General features: G+C 73.6%; 12 protein-coding genes. 9 read left to right on the top strand and 3 right to left on the bottom strand.

Annotated features, from left to right (window positions below; all coding sequences use genetic code 11):
- Nucleotides 1–13 precede the first annotated feature (13 nt).
- Complete coding sequence (locus BSZ37_RS09495) at nt 14–610, top strand: DUF1684 domain-containing protein (protein WP_218830459.1); 597 nt, start codon at nt 14–16, stop codon at nt 608–610.
- Between the two features lie 108 nt (nt 611–718).
- Here the strand turns inward: BSZ37_RS09495 and BSZ37_RS09490 are convergent, their stop codons facing one another.
- Both BSZ37_RS09490 and BSZ37_RS09485 read right to left on the bottom strand, forming a co-directional pair.
- Nucleotides 719–1,684 carry a hypothetical protein gene (locus BSZ37_RS09490; RefSeq protein ID WP_095510324.1) on the bottom strand — a complete coding sequence of 322 codons (966 nt, stop codon included), beginning with the start codon at nt 1,682–1,684 and terminating at the stop codon, nt 719–721.
- Between the two features lie 181 nt (nt 1,685–1,865).
- Nucleotides 1,866–2,312: a MarR family winged helix-turn-helix transcriptional regulator gene (locus BSZ37_RS09485; protein WP_095510323.1), complete on the bottom strand. Its 447-nt coding sequence runs from the start codon at nt 2,310–2,312 to the stop codon at nt 1,866–1,868.
- Between the two features lie 123 nt (nt 2,313–2,435).
- Here BSZ37_RS09485 and BSZ37_RS09480 point away from each other — a divergent pair, with 123 nt between their 5' ends.
- From BSZ37_RS09480 to uvrA, 6 genes are all read left to right on the top strand, one after another.
- The gene (locus BSZ37_RS09480; protein ID WP_095510322.1) at nt 2,436–3,251 is read left to right on the top strand and encodes an oxidoreductase; all 816 of its coding nucleotides are present in this window, start codon (nt 2,436–2,438) and stop codon (nt 3,249–3,251) included.
- A gap of 9 nt (nt 3,252–3,260) precedes the next feature.
- Nucleotides 3,261–4,436, top strand: a complete 1,176-nt coding sequence (locus BSZ37_RS09475; RefSeq protein WP_218830458.1) for an MBL fold metallo-hydrolase — start codon at nt 3,261–3,263, stop codon at nt 4,434–4,436.
- Between the two features lie 74 nt (nt 4,437–4,510).
- On the top strand, nt 4,511–5,212 hold the full coding sequence (locus tag BSZ37_RS09470; RefSeq protein ID WP_095510320.1) for a VWA domain-containing protein: 702 nt from the start codon (nt 4,511–4,513) through the stop codon (nt 5,210–5,212).
- A 61-nt stretch (nt 5,213–5,273) separates the two neighbouring features.
- The gene (locus BSZ37_RS09465) at nt 5,274–5,750 is read left to right on the top strand and encodes a hypothetical protein (protein WP_095510319.1); all 477 of its coding nucleotides are present in this window, start codon (nt 5,274–5,276) and stop codon (nt 5,748–5,750) included.
- A complete protein-coding gene (locus tag BSZ37_RS09460; protein WP_095510318.1) occupies nt 5,751–8,096 on the top strand; it encodes a TonB-dependent siderophore receptor in 2,346 nt (781 codons plus the stop codon).
- Between the two features lie 147 nt (nt 8,097–8,243).
- Nucleotides 8,244–11,249: an excinuclease ABC subunit UvrA gene (gene uvrA, locus BSZ37_RS09455; RefSeq protein ID WP_095510317.1), complete on the top strand. Its 3,006-nt coding sequence runs from the start codon at nt 8,244–8,246 to the stop codon at nt 11,247–11,249.
- Nucleotides 11,250–11,281: 32 nt separating this feature from the next.
- Here uvrA and dacB read toward each other — a convergent pair whose 3' ends face one another.
- A complete protein-coding gene (gene dacB, locus BSZ37_RS09450) occupies nt 11,282–12,472 on the bottom strand; it encodes a D-alanyl-D-alanine carboxypeptidase/D-alanyl-D-alanine endopeptidase (RefSeq protein WP_179299550.1) in 1,191 nt (396 codons plus the stop codon).
- Nucleotides 12,473–12,724: 252 nt separating this feature from the next.
- Here dacB and BSZ37_RS09445 point away from each other — a divergent pair, with 252 nt between their 5' ends.
- Together BSZ37_RS09445 and purE are read left to right on the top strand one after the other, a co-directional pair.
- Nucleotides 12,725–13,846, top strand: a complete 1,122-nt coding sequence (locus BSZ37_RS09445; RefSeq protein ID WP_095510315.1) for a 5-(carboxyamino)imidazole ribonucleotide synthase — start codon at nt 12,725–12,727, stop codon at nt 13,844–13,846.
- Between the two features lie 78 nt (nt 13,847–13,924).
- Complete coding sequence (gene purE / locus BSZ37_RS09440; RefSeq protein ID WP_095510314.1) at nt 13,925–14,443, top strand: 5-(carboxyamino)imidazole ribonucleotide mutase; 519 nt, start codon at nt 13,925–13,927, stop codon at nt 14,441–14,443.
- Nucleotides 14,444–14,465 lie beyond the last annotated feature (22 nt).

The following is a 14,465-nucleotide window of genomic DNA, read 5'->3' as shown; positions in this document are numbered from 1 at the left end:
CGTCCCATTCTCTGTGCGCCGCTTTCTCCTCCTCCTCCTGATCGTCGCCGCCGGCTGCGCCTCCGAGCCGGCCGGGCCGGCCCTCGACTGGGCCGCGTTGGAGGCCGACTGGCAGCGGTGGGTGGCCGACCGCGACTCGCTCTTCCGCTCGCCCACCACGCCGCTCCTCCCCAACTCGCTCACCGCGTTCGAGGGCCTCACGTACTTCGACTACGACTCCACGTTCGCCGTCCCGGCCGCCCTCGCGCCGTCCCTCGACCGCGACACCGTCCGCTTCCCGACGACGACAGGCGAGCTCCGCCGCTACGTCTCGGCGGGCGACCTCGTCTTCGAGGCCGGCGGCGTCCAGCGACGCCTGGAGGCCTTCGAGACGGTCGAGGGGCCGAACCCGCGGCTCTTCGTTCCCTTCACCGACGCCACGAACGGCCGCCGGACGTACGGCGGTGGGCGCTACCTCGACCTCGAGCTCCAGCCCGCGGGCCGCTACGCGCTCGACTTCAACCGGGCCTACCACCCGTACTGCGTCTACAACCCGACGTACTCGTGCCCGCTCCCGCCGCCGGAGAACCGACTCGAGTTGGCGGTCACCGCCGGCGAGCGCTACCCGTAGCGGGCCCGTCCGCCTCGGTCCACCGGTGCGCCGAGGCGGCCCGACACGACGGCGCCCGCCCCGGCCGGAGCCGAAGCGGGCGCGTGGGGGGACGACTCCGGCCCGAGCTCAATCGTCGTCGTTGTCGCCGCGGCGGCGGTCGCGGCGGCGGTCGCTCCGGTCCTCTCGGCGGTCGTCGCGGCGCTCGGACTGCCGACGCTCCTCGCGCGTGTCGCGGCGGGGCTCCGTGCGGCGGTCGTCCCGCCGGTCGTCACGGCGCTCGGCGCGGCGGCGCTGATCGCGGCGCTGCTGGTCGCGCTCGGCACGCTGGCGCGCCTCACGGCGGGCCTCCTCGCGGCGCTCCTCAGCGCGGCGGGCCTCCCGGCGCTGTTGCTCGCGGCGCTCCTGGGCGCGTCGCGCCTCGCGGCGCTGCTGCTCCCGACGCTCCTCGGCCCGCCGCTCGGCGGCTCGGCGCTGGTCGCGCTCGCGGGCCCGACGGGCGTCGTCGCGACGGTCGTCTCTGCGGTCATCGCGGCGGTCGTACCGATCGTCACGGCGGTCGTCTCGCCGGTCGTAGCGGTTGTCGCGGCGCGTGTCGTACCAGCCGCGACGATCGTCGTACTGGCGGTGACGGTAGTACTCGTTGTAGCGCTGGCCACCGTGCTGGTTGTAGTAGCGGTACGGCTCGCGGTAGCGCCGGTCGAGGATCCGCTCGATGTCGCGGTCGACCTGCGACCACCAGCTCCGCGCGCGGCCGGCGCGGCGGGGGAACGGGTAGACGCCGCCGTGGCGGCCGTAGGACGTCCGGTCGAGGAGGTCGTAGGTCCGCCGGACGAGGAGGTCGCGGATGGCGCGCTCCTCACGGTTCGAGATCCGGAGGTAACGGTCGAGCTCGTTGACGTACTGGTTCGCGTCGCGCTCGACGTTCCGCCGGTACTCCGAGGTCCGGCCGTAGTTGCCGTCGTGGTTCGGGGCGCGTCGGTAGTCGCCGGAGCCGCCATAGCCACCGTAACCGCCATAGGGGCCGTAGCTAGCACAGCCGGTCAGCGCGAAGAGGCCGGCGAGTGCGGCCGTCGTAAGAAGCGATCGGTTCATGACTGGGGAGAGTGGTGGGGTCGCAGTCGCGCTGGGTGGGGCGCACGGAGAGAGCCGCGACAAGAGCGGGCGAGGTCACACTCTCGTGACACAACCGCCATGCCGACGCCCCAGACGCCACGAAACCCGCCCAGACGCGCGCAGATCGTCCTCCTCGTTGGACGCCCCTCACTGCTCAATCTCACACTTTCGCTTCGACGGCCTCGCCCACGCGCGCCAACAGCCCGAGGAGCGCCTCCCGGTCCGCCTCGGTGAGCGGGTCGAGCATGGCCGCGGCGACGCGCTCGTACGCCGCGCTCTCGGCCTGGAAGACGCCCTCGCCGTCGTCCGTCAACTCCACGAGCCACACGCGGCGGTCGGCCTCGCTCTGCCGCCGGCGGACGGTGCCCGCCTCCACGAGCCGGTCGACGAGCGGCGTCACGGCGCTCTGGCCCACCCCGAGGTGCTCGGCCAGCTCCCCCATCCGGCTCGGCCCGCGGACGCCCAGCACGTCGAGCGCGCGGAGCTCCTGCTTCCCGAACGTCCCGTGCGCGGCCGACTGCTCGGCGGCCACGCGGGCGAACAGCACGCTGAGCGTGCGGAGCGACGCCGCGAAGGCGTGGAGCTGGTCGGGCGTGGGGTCGGGCACCGGGGCGTCGAGGCGGGCCGGAAGGTACCGAAACGGCGCACGGTGGTTTCACAATCGGATGGTTCAATCTTTGAAACATCAAGGGGCGCGCCCGGTAGAGAGCTCTCCTTTCCCCCGCCTCCCATGTCGACGTCCAAGCAGGTCATCCTCGTCACCGGCGCCTCGTCGGGCATCGGCCTGGCGACGGCCGAGGCGCTCCTCGAGCGCGGCCACACGGTCTACGGCGCCGCCCGCCGCGTCGATCGGATGGCCCACCTCGGCGCGCGCGGCGGCCACGCCCTCGCGCTCGACGTCACCGACGACGCCTCGATGGAGGCCGCCGTCCAGACGATCCTCGACGCCGAAGGGCGGGTCGACGCCCTCGTCAACAACGCCGGGTACGGCTCCTACGGCGCCGTCGAGGAGGTCCCGATCGACGAGGCCCGCCGCCAGTTCGAGGTCAACCTGTTCGGCCTCGCGCGGATGATCCAGCTCGTGCTCCCGTCGATGCGCGCGCAGAAGTCGGGGACGATTGTCAACGTGTCGTCGATGGGCGGCAAGGTCTACTTCCCGCTCGGCGCCTGGTACCACGCCACGAAGCACGCCCTCGAGGGGTTCTCCGACAGCCTCCGCATGGAGCTCGCCGAGCACGGCGTCGACGTGGTGATCGTGGAGCCTGGCGCGATCCGGACGGAGTGGAGCGACATCGCCCAGGACCACATGGACGAGACGTCGGGGTCCGGACCCTACGCCGACCTCACCGCCAAGATGACGCGGCTGTTCGAGGGGTCCGAGGGCTCCCCGCCGACCGTCATCGCCGACGTGATCGTCGAGGCCGTCGAGGCCGACTCGCCCAAGACGCGCTACGTCGCCGGCGCCAACGCGCGGGCGCTCCTGACCGCTCGCGCCCTCCTCCCCGACCGCGCCTTCGACACTCTCCTCCGCTCTCAACTCAAGTAGACGATGTCCTTGTCCCGCAATCTCGTGGCCGGCGGCCTCGTCGCCGGCGCCGTCGGCGGCACGCTCGCCGCCCTCCGCCACCCGACGTTCGGCGCCGCGCCCGAGGGCGCCCGCCTCGACCGGATGCGTCGGTCCCCGCAGTGGGACGGTGGCGCGTTCCGCAACCCGCTCCCGATGCGGTCATCCGGCTCGCCCGGCGCCATCTGGGAGTGGTTTTTCGGCGGCGACGGCCTCCGCACGCCCGACGCGCCCATTCCCACCGTCGCCCGCACCCGCGCCGACTTCGAGGCGCCGCAGCGGCTCCGCCTGACGTGGCTCGGGCACGGGACGACGCTCGTCGAGATCGCAGGCCGGCGGCTCTTGATCGACCCCGTGTTCAGCCGGAACGCATCGCCGGGTCCGCTCTTCGGCGTCGCCCGCTTTTTCGAGCCGCCGCTGCGGCTTGCCGAGGTCCCCGACCTCGACGCCGTCGTCCTGACGCACGACCACTACGACCACCTCGACCACGCGACGGTCCGCCGGCTAGCGGATCGGGTGCCGCGGTGGGTGTGTCCGCTCGGCGTCGGCGCGCACCTCGAGCGGTGGGGCGTGCCGGCGGACCGGATCACGGAGTGCGACTGGTGGGACGAGGCCGAGGTCGCGGGCATCCGCCTCGTGTGCACGCCGGCCCGCCACTTCTCGGGCCGCTTCCTGGATGACCGGAACCGGACGCTGTGGAGCGGCTGGGCGGTCCTCGCCGACGAGGCGCGGCTCTACGCGACCGGCGACGGCGGCTTCGGCCCGCACTTTTCCGAGGTCGGCGAGCGACTCGGCCCGTTCGACGCGACGCTCGCCGAGGTCGGCGCGTACAACGCGACCTGGGCGGACGTCCACATGGGGCCGGAGCAGGCCGTCCGGGCCGTCGAGGAGGCCCGAGGCGGGCTGCTCGTCCCGGTCCACTGGGGCACGTTCAACCTCGCGTTCCACGGGTGGACGGAGCCGGCCGAGCGCGTAGTGGTCGCGGCGGAGGCCGCGGGCGTGCCCGTCTGCGTCCCCCGCCCGGGCGAGTCGATCGAGCCGACAGCACCGCCCGCCGTGGAGCGCTGGTGGCCGGAGCTCCCGTGGAAGTCCGCCGACGAGTCGCCCGTTGTCTCGTCCGGCCTCGACGGGGCCGTCGCCCAGGCCGGGCTCTCGGAGGCGGCCTGACGAAAACGGGGCGCCGACGTGATGCCCCGGAGGACGATTTCGGGTGATGGAGGAATCATCCTCCCCCTCCCGCCATGTCCCGCCGCATCCCCCCCGTTCTCCTCGCGTTCGCGCTCCTGTCGGGGTGCTACGCAGTCCAGGCCTCGTCCGACTACTACGGCATCGACACCACCCTGCCCGGCGAGACCGTCGTCTTCGTGATCGACGTCTCGGGCAGCATGGAGGGCAAGCAGGAAGGCACGCTCGAAGACCAGGCCCGCGGCGTCGCGGCGCGCGAGGCCGGCGACGCCGTCCAGAACACCGTCGGCGGGCGCGTCGGGCGGCTCCTCGGCGGCCAGGTCCGCGGCGAGGCGACCAAGCTCGGCGGCGCCAAGCGCGAACTGATCCCAGTCATCCGCGGGCTCGACAACTCGACCCTGTTTACCGTCCAGACGTTCGGCGACGCCCACGACTTCTGGCGGGACACGCCGGTCGCGGCCGCGGGCAACAACAAGTCGCTCGCGATGACGCACGTGAACGCCCTCGACGCGAATGGCGGCACGCCCATCCTGGCGGCGCTCGAGCGGACCTTCGGCGTGCCTGGCGTGACGACGGTCTTCCTCATGACCGACGGCCAGCCGACCGACGCCTCGGCCGACGAGATCGTCCAGCGCTCGCGCCAGCTCAACCGCGGCGGCGTCACGCTCCACACCATCGGCCTCGGGCCGGACCAGGACGCCGACTTCCTCCGCCGCCTCGCCGAGGCCAACGGGGGGACGTACGTCGACCGGCGCTGACGCCGAGGCGGATCGATCCGGGCGGGGGCGGCCTACCTTCGGGCGTCCCACCCCCACCCCGATGCGCCCCCGCCTCCTCCCCCTCCTGCTCCTGGCGCTCGCCGCCGCCGGCTGCGACAGCACCGGCGACGAGCTCACCCTCGACGCCGACTTCTACGTCGGCTCGTGGACGCTCGTCAGCATCGCCGACGACTCCGGCGACCGGACGGCCGAGATCCAGACCCTCCTCGACGACCTCGCGGTCGACTTCGAGTCGGACCGCTCGTTCCAGCTCATCGCCGACTTCTCTGCCCTCGTCAACGCCGCCGGCCAGGCTGACGTGACGCAGACGGGGACGTACCAGGCCGTCGCGGCGGCCAAGACGCTCTCGCTCCTCGTGGCCGCCGGCGGCACGACGCTCGCGCCGACCTTCCGCGCCGACGCCACGAGCGAGGACCGCGTCACGCTGACCGCCCCGGCCGTCATCGTCGAGCAGCTCCTCGGCAACCTCCAGATCGGGTTCGAGGGCGACGTGGTCCTCGGGATCGCCCGGCAGTAGGTGCGGCGCGCGGCCGTCGTGCTCGCCGCGCTCCTCGCGGCCTCCGTGGGGGCGCAGACGGGCCGCCTCGAGGGCGTCGTCACGGACGCCGAGGCGGGCGTCCCCGTCGTCGGCGCTGCCGTCCGAGTGGAGGTCGACGGCGCCGGGAGTGCCCGCGCGACGGACGCCGCGGGCCGGGTCGCGCTCGACGTACCCGCCGGCCGCGCCTCAGTCCAGGTCCGCGCGCTCGGGTACGCCCGCCTCGACACGATCGTGGTCGTGGTCGCTGGGCAGACCACGTGGCTCGACCTCGCGCTCGTGCCCGAGGCGCTCACGGCCGCCGAGGTCGTCGTCCAGGCGCGGCGGACCGAGACGGCCACCCGTGCCGACGCGCCCGTGCTCCTCGTGCCGCAGGCCGTGTCGGTGCTGTCGGCGGCGGTCCTCGACGCCCAGGGCGCCCGCGACGCCGCCGACGCCCTCCGCAACGTGCCCGGCGTGGCGGTCCGCGCCGAAGGCGAGCCCGGCGCGCGCCCCGTCCTCCGCGGCTTCGAGACCGACCGGACGGGCGGCGGCGTCCGCCGCAACGGCGTCGAGGTGCCGTACCTCTTCGACGGGCTCCAGGCCAACGTCGCGCGCGTCGAGGTCCTGCGCGGCCCGGCGTCGGTGCTGTACGGGCGGCTGGAGCCGGGCGGCGTGGTCAACTTCGTGACGAAAGGGCCGCTCGGCCGTCGCCAGCTCGCGGTCGAGGGCACGGGCGGATCGCTCGGGAGCGGCCGGATCGCGATCGAGGCGGGCGGCCCCGTCGGCGGCCTCGCCACGCGGCTCGACGCCTCGGCCGAGCGCGACGTGGTTCGGGGCGACGTGGCGGGGACGACGGCCTTCGTCGCCCCGGCCGTCCGATGGCAGCGCGGCCCCCTCACCCTCGACGCCGACGCCGAGGCGGTCGCGGCCGAGACGACGTTCGACCCCGGCCTCGCCGCCCTCGGCGCCGACGCAGACGATCTCGACGCCGTGCCCACCGACCGCTTCTTCGGCGAGCCCGACGCCGTGCACCGCTGGCGCTCCGCCGCCCTGTTCACGAGCGCGAGCTGGCGGCGGCGGCCATCGTTCGGCCTGCGGGGCGGGCTGTCGATCGGCCGCTACGTCCTCGACCGCGACGCGCTCGAACTCGACGGGCTGGCGGCCGCCGCGCCCCCCTCGGTCGCGCGGACGCTCCAGCGCGAAGGCCTCGGCTTCACCTACCTCAAGGCCACGGCCTTCGCCGACCTCCGCGCCGAGACCGGGGCCGTCGCCCACGAGGTCACGCTCGGCGCCGAGGGCATCCGCGCCTGGGCCCAGGCCGACGGCTCCGCCCGCCTCGAGGCCGGGCCCGACGGCCTCGACTTCGCCACCCTCCCCCCTGTCGATCTCCTAAACCCGACGCCAACCGGCGTCGACCGCTCGCGCGACACGTCCTACCTCGACGCCACCGTCCGCGGCCTCGACGTCGGCGCGTTCGTGCAGGACCGGGCGACGCTCCGAATCGGCCGCGTGGCCATTCATGCCGTCGCGGCGGCGCGATTGTCGCACGTCCGCTACGGCGCCACCATTTTCGCGCTCGCGGACACGCCCGACGCGCCGGCCGGCACGAGCGAACGCGACGGGCAGGTCACGGCCGTCACGCCGTCGGCCGGGCTCGTGGTCGAGCCGGCGCCGGGCCTCGCGCTCTACGCCTCGACCGGCGCCTCGTTTAACCCGATCGTCGAGCGCGTCGACCGGAACGGCGAGCCGTTCGAGCCGACGCGCGGCGTGCAGGTCGAGGGGGGGCTGAAGGTCGACGGCCGCCGCGCCGCCGCCACACTCGCCGCCTTCTGGATCCGTAAGGACGACGCCCTTACGGCAGGCCCCGGCGGCTTCTACGACCAGACGGGCCGCCAGCGGAGCCGAGGCGTCGAGGTCGACCTCCGCGCCGAGCCCCTCCCCGGCCTCACCGTCCTCGCCAGCTACGCCCGCCTCGACGCCGAGGTGGTCGAGGACGACAACGTGGCGCCGGGCACGCCGCTCCCGTACGCGCCCCGCCACGCGGGCAGCGCCTGGGCCGAGTGGCAGACTGGGCGTCTCGCGCTGAGGGGCGGCGTGTGGACGCAGGGCACGCGGTCCGGCAGCCTTGGTGGAACGGTAGATCTCCCCGCCCACGCGCTCGTCGACCTCGGCGCCGAGATCGCGCTCGGGCACGGCGTCGGGCTCCGGCTCGACGTCCGCAACGCGCTCGACGCCCGCGGCTACACGGCCGCCCAGACGCGCCCCGGCCGGCCTGGTGAGCCGCTCCTCGTCGCCTGGCCGACGCGCCCGCGGGACATCCGCCTCGGCGTGGCCATCGTGCGCTGACGGCCCGGCCCTCCTCGGCGCCGAAGCGGGCGGGGTGACACGACGGGGGCACCCGGCGTGCGTAGATCGGCGCTCCGCGCCGGACGGAACGGCGCCCCGCACGGCCGGTTCTCACTGGCCGCCTCCCGCCGACAGGACGCCCCCCGAATGGACGACCGCATCCTCATCCGCGGTGCCCGCGAGCACAACCTCCAGGGCATCGACCTCGACATCCCCCGCAACGAACTGGTGGTCGTCACCGGCCTGTCGGGCTCGGGCAAGTCGTCGCTCGCGTTCGACACGATCTACGCCGAGGGCCAGCGGCGCTACATGGAGTCGCTCTCGAGCTACGCCCGCCAGTTCCTGGGCGTCATGGAGCGGCCCGACGTCGACTTCATCGACGGCCTCAGCCCGGTCATCGCCATCGAGCAGAAGACGGTCTCCCGCAACCCCCGCTCGACGGTCGGGACGGTGACGGAGATCTACGACTTCATGCGGCTCCTCTACGCCCGCGCCTCGGACGCCTACTCGTACGTCTCGGGCCGCCCGATGCGGCGGCAGTCGGACGACGAGATCATCGACGCCATCGCGGCCTTCCCCGACGGCACGCGCGTCCAGGTGCTGGCGCCGGTCGTCCGCGGCCGGAAGGGGCACTACCGCGACCTGTTCGAGCAGACGGCCAAATCAGGCTTCGAGCGCGTCCGCGCCGACGGCGAGATCCGGACGATCGAGAAGGGGATGCAGCTCGACCGGTACAAGGTCCACGACGTCGAGGTCGTCGTCGACCGCCTCGTGATCAAGGAGGGCGTCCGGCCGCGGATCTCGCAGGCCGTCGAGATCGCCCTCGGCATGGGCGGCGGGACGCTCATCGCTCAGGTCGACAAGTCGGGCGACGAGGCGGAACTGGAGACCGGCGACGTCCTGTTCTCGCGCCACCTCACGGCGCCGGAGGACGGCGTGAGCTACGAGGACCCGAGCCCGAACACCTTCAGCTTCAACAGCCCGTACGGCGCGTGCCCGGCGTGCAACGGGCTCGGCGTGCGGAAGGAGATCGACCCCGACCTCGTCGTCCCGAACCCGGCCAAGACGATCGAGCAGGGCGCCCTCGCGCCGCTCGGCAAGCCCCGCGACGTCTGGGTCTACAGCCAGTTGGCGGCCGTCGCCGCGGCCTACGACTTCGACTACGAGACGCCGTTCGAGGACCTGACCGACAAGCAGCGGGAGGTGATCCTGGAGGGCGCGGGCGACGAGCAGTTCGACATCGTCTACAAGTACAAGGGCCGGCAGGTCACGTACCAGCACCGGTTCGGCGGCGTCTACGGGCACGTCCAGCACACGCTCGACAACGCCTCGAACAAGTCGCAGCGGACGTGGGCCGAGGCGTTCATGCGCGTCCGCGACTGCCGCGTCTGTGGGGGCGGGCGGCTCAAGCCGGAGTCGCTCAGCTTCCGCGTCGGCAACACGGGGACGTACGAGGGCGACCAGTCCATCGCCGACCTCGTGCGGATGGACCTCCGCGCGCTCCGCCAGTGGTTCGAGGACCTGGAGTTGGAGGGCCGGCAGGGAACGATCGGGACGCCCATCGTCAAGGAGATCCGGGAGCGGCTGGACTTCCTGCTCAACGTCGGGCTCGACTACCTCACGCTCGACCGCCCGGCCCGGACGCTCTCGGGGGGCGAGTCCCAGCGGATCCGCCTCGCGACCCAGATCGGGACGCAGCTCACGGGCGTGCTCTACGTCCTCGACGAGCCGTCGATCGGCCTCCACCCGCGCGACAACGCCAAGCTCATCGCCAGCCTCGAGGCGCTCCGTGACCTCGGCAACTCGGTCCTCGTCGTCGAGCACGACCGCGAGATGATCGAGGCGGCCGACTTCGTGGTCGACCTCGGGCCCGGCGCGGGTGAGTTCGGGGGCAAGCTCCTCGCCGCCGGCCCGCCGGATCAGATCTCGACGTTCGAGGGCGACGGCGCCCCGCCGGACTCGCTCACGACGGCCTACCTCGCCGGCCTCCGCGCCGTCCCCACGCCCGCCTCGGACGAGCGCCGGGTCGGGTCGGGCGCGTCCATCCGACTGACCGGCGCGCGCGGCCACAACCTCCGCGACGTCGACTTCGAGCTCCCCCTCGGGACGCTCACGGTCGTGACCGGCGTGTCCGGATCGGGCAAGTCGTCGCTCGTCAACCAGACGCTCGCGCCGGTCCTCGCGGCCCACTTCCACAACGCCACGACCGTCCCCCTCCCCTACCGCGACATCGAGGGGCTGGAGCACGTCGACAAGGTCATCGCCATCGACCAGTCGCCCATCGGGCGGACGCCACGGTCGAACCCGGCGACGTACACGGGCCTGTTCACGCTCATCCGCGACCTCTTCGCGCGGCTGCCGGAGTCCGAGATCCGCGGCTACGACAAGGGCCGGTTCTCGTTCAACGTGAAGGGCGGGCGGTGCGAGACGTGCAAGGGCGCCGGCATCGTCAAGCTGGAGATGAGCTTCCTCCCGGACGTCTACGTCGAGTGCGAGACGTGCAAGGGCAAGCGCTACAACGCCGAGACGCTCCAGGTCCGGTTCAAGGGCAAGAACATCGCCGAGGTGTTGGAGATGCCGGTCTCGGAGGCCCTCGGCTTTTTCGAGAACCAGCCGCGGATCGCGCGGAAGCTCCGGACGCTCGACGCCGTCGGCCTCGGCTACATCCGCCTCGGGCAGCAGGCGACGACGGTCTCGGGCGGCGAGGCCCAGCGGATCAAGCTGTCGAAGGAGCTCTCGCGGCCGGGCACCGGGAGCACGCTCTACATCCTCGACGAGCCGACGACGGGCCTCCACTTCGAGGACGTCCGCCACCTGCTGCTCGTGCTCCAGGCGCTCGTCGACAAGGGGAACACGGTCCTCGTCATCGAGCACAACACGGACGTGGCCAAGCAGGCCGACTGGATCGTCGACCTCGGGCCGGACGGCGGCGCGGGCGGCGGGCAGATCCTCTTCGCCGGCCCCCCCGAAGGGCTCGCCGAGGCGGACACGCCGACGGCGAAGTTCGTGGCGGAGGAACTCGAGCGGGCCCGGTCGCAGGGCAACCTCGGCCTGAACGTCCGCGAGATCGACCTCGATCAGCTGGCGTCCGGCGACGACGACGCGGACGAGGACGAAGTCGAGGAGGACGAGCCGGAGACGGAGGAGGCGTAGCCCCGCCCGCCTCGGCGCCGAGCCGGAGCGGGTCAGCCCCCCGGCGGGCGTCCCTCGAAGTCGGCCAGGAGCTCGACGACGGCGTCCTGCGCCCGGTTCACGCGGCTCGTGCGGACGGTGTAGCCGTTGCACATGAGCGAGAAGGCGAGCTCGCGGCCGGCCGCCGTCGTGACGTAGCCCGAGAGCGTCCGGACCTCCCGGATGTAGCCGGTCTTTGCGCGGACGTTGCCGCGCGCGTCACCCCGCCGGTAGCGACGCTCCAGCGTGCCCGTGACGCCGCCGACCGGGAGCGAAGCGACGAACGCCTCGCGCGTGGCGCGCGCCGGGTGCGTCCACATGACCGCCAGCAGCTCGACGATGCCGGCCGGCGAGAGCCGGTTCTCCCGTGAGAGGCCCGACCCGTCGGCGACGACGGCCATGCGGGGGTCGACGTCGATCCGGCGGAGGAACGACCCAACGGCCGCCGCCCGGAGCTCGGAGTGCGGCACGACACCCGGGTAGGCCGCGGCGGTGGTCGCCCAAAGCAGGCGTTCGGCGTACAGGTTGTCTGAGTCCTCGTTCGTAAGACGCACCAGCGCGGTCATCGGGGGCGAGCGGTGCGACGCGAGGCGCACGAGCGGGCGATCGCGGGGCAACGCTTCAGGCGGGACGACCCGGACCGTCCGGTCCACGACCTCGATGTCCGCCTCGACGAGCGCGTCGATGAGCGGCTGGACGAAATAGGCGTCCGGGTCCGGGATCGCGTCGTCGGTCACGAGGATGGGACCGAACACGGTCCGGACGCGCCGCTCGCGGAGGCTGTCGGCCCAGGCCTGGAACACCCCCCGCAGCTCGGTCCGGTAGCGCCGCCCGGCGAACGCTGGGTCCCCCGCTCCCCGGACAACGAGCGGCCCGTCGAGCGTCCCGTAGGCGACCGTGCCGGCCCCGTAGAGCCGCGTCTCGAGCCGGTGGTCTGGGCCGAAGGCGTCGAGCGCGGCGGCCGTCGTGACGAGCTTCATGTTGCTCGCCGGGATGAACGGGGCGTAGGCGTCCCGCGAGTACAGCACCTCGCCGGTCTCGAGGTCGACGACGTGGGCGCCCCAGCGACCGGGCGTGAAGTCGCCGTCGCCGAGGACGGCGTCGATGGAGTCGGCCAGCGCCCACCGGGTGTAGGTGGGCTGGGCGAGCGCGGGGAGGCTGGCGAGGACGACCGCGAGGGCGGCGAAAAGGGAACGGGCGGTCACGGGAAATCGGGGAGGCGCCGTACCAACGCGTCGAGTGCAACAGCCGTGCCGGTCCAAGCGAGAAAGTCCGCCCGGCGCGGCTCTCCCCGTCTCGACGCCGAGGCGGGCGCGGTCGCTACCGCACGACGGTCAGGCGGACCGCCGCCGCGCGCTCAGGCCCGAACGCGCCCGGTGCGGCTCCATGAACCTAGCGGTACGTCGCCCCCGGCGCGATCTCTCCAGGTAGCTTTCGGCGCCCCTCCTCCTGATTTCGTGGCCCTCCCCACCCTCGGCATCCTCGGCGGCGGCCAGCTCGGCCGGATGACGGCGCTCGCCGCCGCCCGCCTCGGCGTCCCCGTCCGCGTCCTCGCCGACCGCGAGACGGGCACCGGCCTCCCCTTCTCCGGCGTCACCATCGCCGACTGGGAGGATCCGGTCGTCCTCCGCGACTGGGCCGCCGGGTGCGACGCCGTGACGGTCGAGAGCGAGTGGGCCCCGGCCGACCGACTCCTCGCAGTCGCCCCCGACGTCCGCCTCCGACCCGGCGCGGCCACGCTCACCACGGTCCGCCACAAGGGCCGCCAGCGACGCGCCTTTGCCGAGGCCGGCCTCCCCCAGCCCGAGCACGTCCTCGCCGCCACACGCGACGAGGCCCGGGCCGCTGTCGAGCGGTTCGGCACGGCCGTCCTCAAGCAGTTCGAGGGCTCGTACGACGGCTACGGCAACGCGACGTGTCGCTCCGAACGTGACGTCGATGCCGCCTGGGACGACCTCGCGGCCGAGGACGGGCTTCTCGTCGAGTCGTTCGTGGCCTTCGAGGCCGAGGCGGCCGTCACCGTCGCCCGTCGCGCCGACGGCGAGGCCGTCGTGTACCCGGCCGTGCGGAGTGAGCACCGCGACCACCGGCTGCACGCCGCGACGGTCCCCGCCGGCTTCTCCGATGCGACCGAGCAGACCGCCCGGCGCGTCGCGCTCGACACGCTCGCAGCGCTCGACGCGACCGGCGTCGCGACGGTCGAGCTGTTCGTGACCGGGACGGGCGAGGTCCTCATCAACGAGGTGGCCCCGCGCCCCCACAACACGGCGCACCTCACGATCGACGCGCACCACACGTCGCAGTTCGAGAACCACGCGCGCGCCGTGCTTGGGCTCCCGCTCGGCGACTCCGGCCTTCGCGTGCCGGCGGCCTGCATGGTCAACGTCCTCGGCCAGCGCGAGGGCGCCGCCTCCCCCGACCTCGACGACGCGCTGAGGGTGCCCGGCGCGAGCGTCCACCTCTACGGCAAGGCCACGGTCCGCCCCCAGCGGAAGATGGGCCACGTCACCGTCACCGCCGCCGATGTCGACACGGCCCGCGAGCGCGCCGAGGCCGCCGCCGCCGCCGTCCGGCTGTGATCGGAGCGTCGTCGCAACGGGGTCCGCACCCGACGTGGCGTTCGATGCGAGCTTCCACCGCGCCCCACCGACACCCCCATGCCTGACGCTCCGACGACCGCCCCGCCCCTCGTCGGCCTCGCCATGGGCTCCGAGTCCGACTGGCCGACCATGGAGGCCGCCGCCGAGGTCCTCCGCCAGTTCGCCGTCCCGTTCGAGGCCCGCGTCCTCTCGGCCCACCGGACGCCCGACGCCATGGCCGACTACGCGCGGACGGCGCGCGGGCGGGGTCTGAAGGTGCTCGTGGCCGGCGCGGGCGGCGCGGCCCACCTCCCCGGCATGATCGCGGCGTCGACGACGCTCCCCGTCATCGGCGTGCCCGTCCAGACGCGGGCGCTCGACGGGATGGACTCGCTGCTGTCGATCGTCCAGATGCCGGGCGGCGTGCCCGTCGCGACAGTCGCCATCGGGCAGGCCAAGAACGCCGGGCTCCTCGCCGTCCAGATCCTCGCCACCGCCGACGACCGCCTTGCCGAGGCCCTCGCCGCGTACAAGGCCGAGCTCCGCGCACTCGTCGGCGAGATGGACCGGTCGGTCGCCGCTAAGGCTGCAGAGTAGCCCCGCGCGCCTGGGCGCCGAG

It is taken from the genome of Rubrivirga marina (assembly GCF_002283365.1).
Classification (GTDB): domain Bacteria; phylum Bacteroidota; class Rhodothermia; order Rhodothermales; family Rubricoccaceae; genus Rubrivirga; species Rubrivirga marina.
This window is presented reverse-complemented; position numbering and strand designations above follow the sequence as displayed.